The 9,939-nt window shown below is 73.1% G+C and carries 8 protein-coding genes; 6 read left to right on the top strand and 2 right to left on the bottom strand.

Going from position 1 to position 9,939, the window contains the following annotated elements; genetic code table 11:
• The coding region (locus tag BN12_RS20130) for a cytochrome c oxidase assembly protein (RefSeq protein WP_048555272.1) at positions 1–567 on the top strand (567 nt) is incomplete at its 5' end.
• An 87-nt stretch (positions 568–654) separates the two neighbouring features.
• A complete protein-coding gene (locus BN12_RS20135; protein ID WP_048555274.1) occupies positions 655–1,812 on the top strand; it encodes a low temperature requirement protein A in 1,158 nt (385 codons plus the stop codon).
• 41 nt (positions 1,813–1,853) lie between these two features.
• On the opposite strand, the gene ppdK is transcribed toward BN12_RS20135, so the two are convergent.
• Positions 1,854–4,565: a pyruvate, phosphate dikinase gene (gene ppdK / locus BN12_RS20140; RefSeq protein WP_048556660.1), complete on the bottom strand. Its 2,712-nt coding sequence runs from the start codon at positions 4,563–4,565 to the stop codon at positions 1,854–1,856.
• A 192-nt stretch (positions 4,566–4,757) separates the two neighbouring features.
• Positions 4,758–6,185, bottom strand: coding sequence for an RNB domain-containing ribonuclease (locus BN12_RS20145; RefSeq protein ID WP_048556661.1), 1,428 nt, complete (start codon positions 6,183–6,185; stop codon positions 4,758–4,760).
• Between the two features lie 61 nt (positions 6,186–6,246).
• Here BN12_RS20145 and BN12_RS20150 point away from each other — a divergent pair, with 61 nt between their 5' ends.
• The 4 genes from BN12_RS20150 to BN12_RS20170 all read left to right on the top strand — a co-directional run.
• Entirely contained in the window at positions 6,247–7,011 is a 765-nt protein-coding gene (locus tag BN12_RS20150; RefSeq protein ID WP_048555275.1) for a YaaA family protein, read from the top strand.
• Entirely contained in the window at positions 7,004–8,080 is a 1,077-nt protein-coding gene (locus BN12_RS20155) for an ArsB/NhaD family transporter (protein WP_048555276.1), read from the top strand. The genes BN12_RS20150 and BN12_RS20155 overlap by 8 nt, the downstream gene beginning before the upstream one ends.
• Before the next feature lie 312 nt (positions 8,081–8,392).
• A complete protein-coding gene (locus BN12_RS20165; protein WP_048555280.1) occupies positions 8,393–8,707 on the top strand; it encodes an NHLP leader peptide family RiPP precursor in 315 nt (104 codons plus the stop codon).
• Positions 8,708–8,759: 52 nt separating this feature from the next.
• A partial coding sequence (locus BN12_RS20170; protein ID WP_162233114.1) for a type 2 lanthipeptide synthetase LanM occupies positions 8,760–9,939 on the top strand: 1,180 nt, incomplete at its 3' end.

Below are 9,939 nucleotides of genomic sequence, written 5' to 3' on the forward strand. Positions count from 1 at the left end.
GGCCTGGCCCTCGGCGAGCCGGTCGCGCTGTGGGAGAGGGCGACCGGCCGGGAGGCGCGCTGGCTGCGGGGATGGGTCGCCCGCGCCCTCATGTTCCCCCTCGTCGCGTCGGTGCTCAGCGCGGCGGTCCTCACGATCGCCTTCACCTCGGACTGGTATGCGAGGGCGCAGGTGTCCGCCACATCCTGGGCCCTCCTGCAGCTCACCGCCCTCGTCATCGGCCTTCTCGTCAACCTGCCCCTGCTGTCGGAGGACCTCCTGCCCGCCTGGTGCGGCCCGGGTCTGAAGACGTTCCTCGCCTTCGCCGACGGACTCCTCGACGCCATCCCCGGCATCGTCGTCATGACGACCGTCGACAAGTGGGTCGGGGGCGCCCTCCTCGCCGTCGCCGAGGCGGTCGGGGTCCCGATGATCTTCGCCGTCCTCGCCGGCTGGGTGCGGTCCGACGAGCGCGAGGCGGCCGCCGTGGACGCCAGGCTCGACGCACAGGAGGCGTCCGGCGACCGAGGCCTCACGACGCCGTGGTGGCTCGCCGACCCCGACCTGGCCCGCCGGCGGGAGGAGTGAGCGCCGCGGCCCACGGCATTCGAACGAGTCGGTAACGACGCGCCGCGACACGGGCGCGGTGGGCGAGCGCGTCCCTAGATTGGCCTCGTGGCGGGCGAACACGACGGCGCGGCGCACGACGCCCAGTCGCACGCCCTCGAGTACGTCTTCGACATCCTCTTCGTCTTCACCATCACCCAGCTCGCCAAGAGCCTCGCCGACGCTCCCTCATGGGCCGGCTTCGGACGCACCGTCCTGCTCGTCGTCCTCCTGTGGTGGACGTTCGGCAGCTACGCGTCGCTCTCCCGGGCCGCGGCGAGCGGGCGGGGCCGGGCCGTGCTCGCCGTCGCCATCCTCGCCAACTTCGTCGTCGCCCTGTCGATCCCCGCCGCGACGGGCGACAGCCGGCTCGTCTTCGCCCTGGCCTTCACGCTGCTCGTCGGCAGCCACGTCGCCCTCTACGTCTTCGAGCTCGACCGCGCGACCCGGAGCGAGGTCGCGCGAGTCGTCGGGCTCCGCTGCGTGTCCCCCGCCCTCGTCCTCGCCGGCGCGGTCGTCGGCGGGTCCGGCCTCGTCGTGCTCTGGGTCGGCGCCGTGCTCGCCGAGCTGGTCCGGGCCTGGCTCGCCGAGCACCCCTGGGTGGCCACCACGGCGACCCCGTCGGGACCCCCGGACCGGTTCGTCCAGCGGCACGGCGTCCTCCTCATCCTCGTCATCGGCGAGGCCGTACTGACGATCGGCATCGGGCTCGGGGTCGTCCTGCGCGACCTCGACGCCGAGCAGGTCGTCGTCCTACTCACCGCCCTCGCGCTCGCCGCGACCCTCTACTGGGCCTACTTCGGCGAGGGTGCCGACGACACGGCATACCGGCGACTCACCGCCGCCGAGCCGCACCATCGCGAGACCCTCTCGCTCCTCGCGTTCGGGTACGCCTTCGCCCTCATGCTCGTCGGCGTCGACGTCGCGGTCGCCGGGCTGCACGACGTCCTCGACCACCCGACCGATCCGGCGTCCGCCTCCTTCGGGGGCTACCTGGCCGGTGGCGTCGGCGCCTACTGGATCGGGATCGGCTTCTTCCGCCTCGTCTTCGGTATGCCGTTCGCCGCGCTCCGCATCGTCGGCGGCGTCGTCCTCGCGGCGCTCGCGTTCCTCGGCGAGGTGTCGGGCCTCGTCGAGCTCGTCGGCCTGCTCGCCGGCTCGGTGACGATCCTGCTCATCGAGGAGATCCGGATCCACCGGGCCCGCCCGACGCCGGGCGCCACCTGATCCGCGAGCCCTCCCCGCGCCCCTGGCGGTCTGCCACCCGGTCAGGCGCTGATCGACGTCTCCTCCCCCGCCTCCGCCACGGCGCGGCCGGCCTCGAGCCGGGCGATCGGCACGCGGAAGGGCGAGCACGACACGTAGTCGAGACCGACGTCGTGGAAGAAGTGGATCGACTCGGGGTCGCCGCCGTGCTCGCCGCAGATGCCGAGCGTGAGGTCCGGCCGGGTGCGCCGACCGTCCTCGACGGCGATCCGCACGAGCCGGCCGACGCCGTCCCGGTCGAGGCTCTCGAACGGCGACACCGTGAAGATGCCCTTCTTGAGGTAGTCGGCGAAGAACGCGGCCTCGACGTCGTCGCGGCTGAAGCCCCACGTCGTCTGGGTGAGGTCGTTCGTGCCGAAGGAGAAGAACTGGGCGACCTCGGCGATCCGGAAGGCGGTGAGCGCGGCCCGCGGCAGCTCGATCATCGTCCCGATGGGGATCGACATGGTGACGCCCTCCGCCTCGGACACCTCCTCGACGATGCCCTCGGTCTCGTCGCCGACGAGGTGGAGCTCCATGAGCGACCCGACGAGCGGCACCATGATCTCGGGGTGCGGGTGGCCACCGGCCTCGAGCCGGATCGCCGTCGCCTCCGCGATCGCTCGGACCTGGAGGGCGAACAGGCCGGGGACGGTGAGCCCCAGCCGCACGCCGCGCAGGCCGAGCATCGGGTTCTCCTCGTGGAGCCGGTTGACGGCGGCGAGGAGCTTGCGGTCGTGCTCGACGTCCTCGCCGCGCTCCTCCGCGAGGGCGACCTTCACCATGAGCTCCGCCCGGTCGGGCAGGAACTCGTGGAGCGGCGGGTCGAGGAGCCGGATCGTCGTCGGGAGACCGTCCATCGCGGTGAGCAGCTCGACGAAGTCGTCCCGCTGGAGGGGCAGGAGCGCGTCGAGGGCCGCCGACCGCGCGTCGGGCGTGTCGGCGAGGACGACCCGTTCGATGAGCTCGCGCCGGGGCCCGAGGAACATGTGCTCCGTGCGGCACAGGCCGATGCCCTGGGCGCCCATCCGCCGGGCCCGATCGGCGTCGGTCGCGGTGTCGGCGTTGGCGCGGACCTCCATCCGGCGGACCGTGTCGGCGTGCCCGAGGAGGCGGTCGACGGCCCGGACGAGCTCGGCCGTGTCCTTGTCCGCGTCCGCGACGGCGGCGTCGATGCCCTCCTCGAGGTACTGGACGACCGGCGAGGGGACGACGGGAAGCGCCTCGGCGAAGACCTCGCCCGTCGACCCGTCGATGGAGATGACGTCTCCCTCGCGGAGGGTGACCTCACCCGCCCGGGCCTCCTTGGCGGTGACGTCGACGACGAGCTGTTCGGCGCCGCATACCGCCGTCTTGCCCATGCCGCGGGCGACGACTGCCGCGTGCGAGGTCTTGCCGCCCCGGGAGGTGAGGATGCCCGCCGCCGCGATCATCCCCTCGAGGTCGTCGGGGTTGGTCTCCTTGCGGACGAGGATGACGTCCTCTCCGCGGGCCTTCCACGCGACGGCCGTGGCGGAGTCGAAGACGACGGCGCCGACGGCGGCCCCCGGGGAGGCGGCCATGCCGCGGGTGAGGACCTCGCGGTCGGCGGACTTGTCGAACTGGGGGAACATGAGGAGGGCCAGCTGCTCGCCGCTCACCCGGTCCAGCGCCTCGTTCATCGTGATGAGCTGCTCGTCGACGAGCTGGGTCGCGATCCGGAATGCGGCGGCCGCCGTGCGCTTCCCGACCCGGGTCTGGAGGATGTAGAGCTTGCCCTTCTCGACGGTGAACTCGATGTCGCACAGGTCGCGGTAGTGCGTCTCGAGCCGGCGCATGATCCTGCGCAGCTCCTTGTGCGAGTCGGGGTCGACCTTCTTGAAGTCGTCGAGGGACAGCGTGTTCCGGATGCCGGCGACGACGTCCTCGCCCTGGGCGTTGACGAGGTAGTCGCCGTACGAGCCGGTCTTGCCGGTCGCGGGGTCCCGGGTGAAGCAGACCCCGGTGCCCGACCGGTCGTCGAGGTTGCCGAAGACCATCGTGACGACGTTGACGGCGGTGCCGAGGTCGTCGGGGATGCGCTCCCGACGGCGGTACAGCCGGGCCCGGTCGCTGTTCCACGAGTGGAAGATCGCCTCCGTCGCGAGGTCGAGCTGCTCGCGCGGGTCCTGGGGGAAGCCCCGGCCCGTGTGCTTCTCGACGATCGCCTTGAAGGTCTCGACGAGCCCCTTGAGGTCGTCGGCGTCGAGCTCCACGTCGCTCGTCACGCCCTTGGCCTCCTTGGCGTCGTCGAGCGCCTGGGCGAAGGCCTCTCCGTCGACCTCGAGGACCGTCTTGCCGAACATCTGGATGAGCCGACGGTAGGAGTCCCAGGCGAACCGCTCGCTGCCGGACGCCTCGACGAGACCCTCGACGGAGAAGTCGTTGAGCCCGACGTTGAGGACGGTGTCCATCATGCCGGGCATCGAGAACTTCGCGCCCGACCGCACACTGACCAGGAGCGGGTCGACGGCGTCCCCGAGCCGGCGGCCGGTCACGTCCTCGAGTCGGCGCAGCGCCATCGTCACCTGGACGCGGAGGGAGTCGGGAATCCGTCCGTGCTGGAGGTAGTACCGGCAGGCCTCCGTCGTGATGATAAAGCCGGGCGGCACCGGTAACCCGAGGCGTGTCATCTCGGCGAGGTTGGCCCCCTTGCCGCCGAGGAGGTCCTTCTGGTCCTTGTCGCCCTCTTCGAAGGCGTAGACGAACTTGTTCACCACGACTCAGCTCCTTCGCTGTCCAGCCCGACACCCCGAGGCTATGCCCCCAGAGGTGGGCGATGCGTCGCCGAGAGCGCTCCAACGGAGGTGACGTCGATGACAGGCCCGGTCCGCGCGATGGCCCGCCCGCCACTCGCCGAGCGGGGCGGGTGCCGTCGGCGGCGCCGGCAGGGTCGGAGCCGGAGCGGATCAGCCCTGGATCTGGAAGGCGACGCTGCTCGTCGCCACGTCGGCCTTCGTGAGGCGGGCCGTCACGTCGTCGCCGGCCTCCCCCGGCCCCTCCGCCCGCGCGACGACGGCCGGGTCGAGCAGCTGGAGGACGGCCCCCTTGTCGGTCCGCTCCACCATGACGGCGGCGAAGTCCGCGCCGAGGTGGGGTGCGAGGACGGCGGCCTCCGTCGCGTCGGTGCAGGAGCGCTCGACGTTCGACGCGAGTCCATCGGAGGACCGCATGACGGCCGGCAGCCCCGGCAGCGCCTCGCGCGCCCACGACGGCACGTCGGCGCCGCGGCATACCGCCTCGCAGACGGCGAGGCCGAAGCGGTCGACGAGCCGGCGCAGGGGTGCGGTGACGTGGGCGTAGGGCGCGGCGACCGCCGCGTGGATCCGCTGCTCGGGGAGCGCTCCGTCGAAGGGCGTGTAGGCGGCGCCCCGGAAGAGCGTCGTCGCCGCGTAGATGAGGGCGAGGTGCCGGGGGTTCGTCCGGTCGAGCCCGCGGAGGAAGTCGCCGTACCGCTGCCCCTCCGGCCACGGCGCACCGAGGGCCCGGGCCTGCCGCCGGAACCTCCGGACGGCGCCGTCCGGCGCCGCCGGCATAGTCCGCAGGACGCCGACCCGCGCCCCGATCATGAGGTCGGCCGCGGCCATCCCGGTCATCAGGGAGATCTGCGCGTTCCACTCCTCCGCGGGCACGGGCGGCCGGAACCTCAGGTGGTAGCCGCCGCCGTCGTCCTGGGTCACCTCCTGCTCGGGCATGGGCAGGCTCGCGCCGCCGCGTTCGGCCTCGAGCTCCACCCGCTTGCTCCCGATCTCCTTCAGGAGCATGACCCGCTCGTCGGCCGACCCGTCGTCGAGGGACCGCTGGACCTCGTCGTAGGAGTACCTGTTCACGCTGCGGACCCGCGCGACGTGCACCTCGGCGGACGTCGTCCGCCCGTCCGCGTCGAGGACGAGCGACCAGACGTATGCCGCGCGCACCTGTCCCGGGAGCAGGCTCGCCGCTCCCTCGCTGACGACGGGCGGGTGGAGGGGCGTCCGCTCGTCGGGCGAGTAGATCGTCTGCCCCCGGTGTCGTGCCTCGCCGTCGACGGCCCCGCCCGGGGCGACGACGGCGGGCAGGTAGGCGATGGCATACCGGACGAGGTAGCCGCTCCCCTGTCGCGACAGGTGGAGCGCCTGGTCGAGGTCCATCGATCCCGGAGGGTCGACGGTGAGGTAGGGGACGTCGGTCTCGTCGCGCTCCGGAACCTCGAGAGGGGCCTCGGCGACCCGCTCGGCCTCCGCGAGGACGGCGGCCGGGAACTGCTCGGGGACCTTCAGCTGCGACCGGATCTCCTCGAACCGGGCCGTGAGGATCCCCGGGTCGGTCGCCTGCAACCTCAGCGTCGTCTGCGGCATGACCGTCAACCTATGCCGGTCGGCCCGGCGCGGGCCGCAGACACCTCGTAGCCTTGCCTGCGTGCTCGTCCTCCTCCCGCCGTCCGAGACCAAGACGGGCCGCCGCCGGGGCCGACCGCTCGACCTGACGCGGCTGTCCTTCCCCGAGCTCACCGCCGTCCGCGAGAAGGTCCTCGAGGGTGTCGTCGCCGCGAGCGAGCGGGACGACGCGACGGACGTCTTCGAGGTCCCGCCGTCGCTCGCCGGGGAGGTGGCCCGCAACCGCGTCCTGCGGACCGCTCCGGCCCTGCCCGCCCTCGACTGCTACACCGGTGTCCTCTACGACGCCCTCGGCTACCCGTCGCTCACCGGGCCGGCCCGCCGCCGCGCCAACCGGTGGCTCGTCGTCGTGTCCGCGGTCTACGGCGCCGTCCGCCCGACCGACCACGTCACGCCCTACCGGTGCCGGATGGGCGTCGACGTCCCCGGGGTGGGGCCGCTCGCACCGCTGTGGCGGGAGCATCTCGACGAGGTCCTCTCCCCCGCCGCCGGGAGCGGTCTCGTCGTCGACTGCCGGTCGACGACCTATGCGACGGTCTGGCGGCCGCGCGCGGCCGCGGCCGGGCGGTGGGTCAAGGTCGCCGTCCCCGGGGCGAGCCACCTGGCCAAGCACACCCGGGGCCTCCTCGCCCGGCAGCTGTGTCTCCTCGGTGCGGAGCCCCGGACCCCACAGGCCCTCGCGGAGGCCGTCGACGACGCGTTCGTCACCGACCTCGCCGGCCCCGCCGCAGCCGGCCGGCCCTGGACGCTGAACGTCACCCCTCGCCCGAACGGACCCTGTGGCTGACCTCGTCGAGCGGGTCGGCCCGGTCGTCGTCTTCCTGCTCGCCATCACGGTGACCGCCGAGATCGCCGAGCGGGCCGGGGTGTTCGCGCTCGCCGGCCACCACGTCGCCCGGCTCGGACGCCATCGCACGATCGTCCTGTGGCTGCTCTTCGCGGCGCTGGCCGTCGTCTGCACGATCGTCCTCAGCCTCGACACGACGGCCGTCCTGCTCACCCCGGTCGGGCTCGCCGTCGCGCGCCAGATCGACGCCTCGCCCGTCCCCTTCGCCCTCACGACGCTGTGGATCGCCAACACCGGCTCCCTCCTGCTCCCGGTGTCCAACCTCACGAACCTGCTGGCCGTCGGCCGGTTCGCGGACCTCGGCGTCGGGCACGGCGGGTACGTCCGGCTCGCCGCGGCACCCGCGGTGGCCGCCATCCTCGCCACCCTCGTCGTCATCGCGGTCGTCCGCCGCCGCGACCTCGGCGGGCGCTACGGCGTGGAGGAGCCGCCGGTCGCCCCCGACCGCGTGCTCCTCGTCGTCTCCTGCTCGGTATGCCTCGTCGTCGGACCCCTCTTCGCCCTCGGTCTGCCTCCGGCCTGGGTGTCTCTGGGCGCCGCGGCGGTGCTGCTCGGCACCGCGCTGGTCCGGCACCGCGAGGTGCTCCGCGGACTCCCCGTGCCGTGGCTCATGGCACTCGGCCTCGTCGCCGTCACGGTCGTCATCGCGTGGGCCGACGGCCACGGGCTGACCGCCGCGCTCCGTGACGTCGCGGGGACCGGCACCTCGACCCTCGACCTGCTCCGGGTGTCCGCGACCGGAGCCGTGGGCGCGAACGTCGTCAACAACCTCCCGGCATACCTCGCCCTCGAGCCGGCCGCAGAGGACCACCCCCTGCGGCTCATGGCCCTCCTCGTCGGCACGAACGCCGGCCCGCTCGTCACGCCCTGGGCCTCTCTCGCGACGCTGCTCTGGCTCGGTCGCTGCCGGGCCGCCGATGTGCGGCTCGCGCCCGCCCGTCTCGCGGTGTGGGGCCTGCTGTGCGCCGTCCTCAGCGTCGGCGCGGCGACCCTCGCCCTGGCCCACTGACGGCCGCCACGGCGACCCGGTCCTGCTGGACCGTTGGCGTCGACCTACCGAGCCGGGTCCGGCACTCGTGGAGCTCCGCCGGGACCGTGCTGGCGAGGAGTGCCTGCCCGACACCGTAGGCCGCGATCACGAAGGGCGTCAGGTTCATGTCGTCAGCCTGCGCAGACGTGCTCTCACGAGCCTCTCCGTCCCTCTCGCCCACCTGCGAACGCCGTGAGAGCGCGGTGAGAGCGCGGCCGGCGACGCTCTCCTCGGCTGGATCGACCAGCCGGCTCCACGTCAGGTGGGGCACACATCCCAGGAGGTTCCACCGTGGAAGCACGTTCACGTCACGAGTTCGAGGAGAAGCTGGTCACGAGGGCCTGGCAGGACGCCGACTTCCGGCAGCGGCTGGTGTCCGACCCGAGTGGCACCGTCCGCTCCGAGGTCGGCTTCGGCCTGCCCGCCGACGCCGACATCCGCGTCATCGAGGAGCCCGAAGGCAGCATGATCCTCGTCCTCCCCGCCGCACCCCGGGCGCGCGAGCTGTCCGAGCGGGAGCTGGACGCCGCCGCGGGTGGCAGTGGCGGCTGGTTCCACACAGCGTGGGGCGACACCTGCTCGCTCGTCCCGATCTACTGCTGCTGAGCCCATGTCGATCTCGGTGCAGGTTCCTCTTCTTCCGACCGGCGTCGCACGCGTGAGCGACGGGACTGCCGGTCAGGCCGCTCCGCTGGCCGACCGCTTCGACCCCACGTGGCGCCCGATCCCGGGCGGCGACGACGGGGCTCGGCTGCGGGAGCGGTGGGCCGCCATCACGCTCGAGGGGCAGCAGGATCGGCTCGCCGATCACGCCCGCCGCATCGGGGGAACCTGCACCGGGAACGACCCCACCGTCCTGGACCGGCACCTCGGCCCCGGACGCTACCTCCGGCCACCGGGCTGGGTGTCGTGGGCCGAGCGGATCCTCGGCGAGGCGGCCTCACTGGCCCAGGCGCTCGAGGACCCCACGCTGGGACTGCCCGGCGACCCGGCCGAGCCCTTCTCCGCCTGCCTGGCGCCATTCGTCGCCGTGGCGCGCGCGAAGCTCGCCGCTGCTGGTGTGGTGGCCGGCGACCCCGTCCTCGAGGCCGGCCTCCTCGACCTGCTGCGGCACCGCCTCGGGCGACTGTGGTGGGAGACGCTGGAGAGCGCGCTGGACGCCTTCCGCCGATCCCGCAGCTGGACCGTCGCCACCGGTGACGTCATGACCTCCGCGACCTACCGCGACTTCGTGCGCGATCACCTCGCGCGCGATCTCCTGGTCGACGACCTGCCCGTCCTCATGCGGCTGTCGGTGACCGTGCTGCGACAGTGGGTCGAGCACGCCACGGAGCTCGCGACCCGCCTGGAGGCCGACCGCTCGATGCTGTCCGACGTCTTCGGTGGCGTCGGCGGTCTCGGTGCCCTCGTCAGCCTGAGCGGTGGGCTGTCCGACCCGCACCGCGGCGGCCGGACCGTGCACGTGCTGACCTTCGACAGCGGCATCCGCGTGGTCTACAAGCCCCGTGACCTCGGCGCCGAGGCCGCGACCCACTCCCTCTTCGCCTGGCTCGTCGACCGGCATACCGACTACCAGCTGCGTCCCGTGACGGTGCTTCCGCGAACCGGCTACGGATGGGAGGAGTTCGTCGAGGCGGCTCCCGTGCGCGGCGGAAGGAGCCGGTCCGCGGTGTTCTTCCGGCGTGCCGGCTGCCTGTTGGCCGTCCTGCACGCGCTCGGCACGACCGACGTGCACCGCGAGAACCTCGTCGCCGCCGGTGACTACCCGGTGCTGGTCGACGCCGAGACCGTGCTGGCCCCCGAGCTGGTCCGGCCACCCGCGGGTGTCGACCCTGACG

The sequence above is a fragment of the Nostocoides japonicum T1-X7 genome (assembly GCF_001046855.1).
GTDB classification, from domain to species: Bacteria; Actinomycetota; Actinomycetes; order Actinomycetales; family Dermatophilaceae; genus Nostocoides; species Nostocoides japonicum.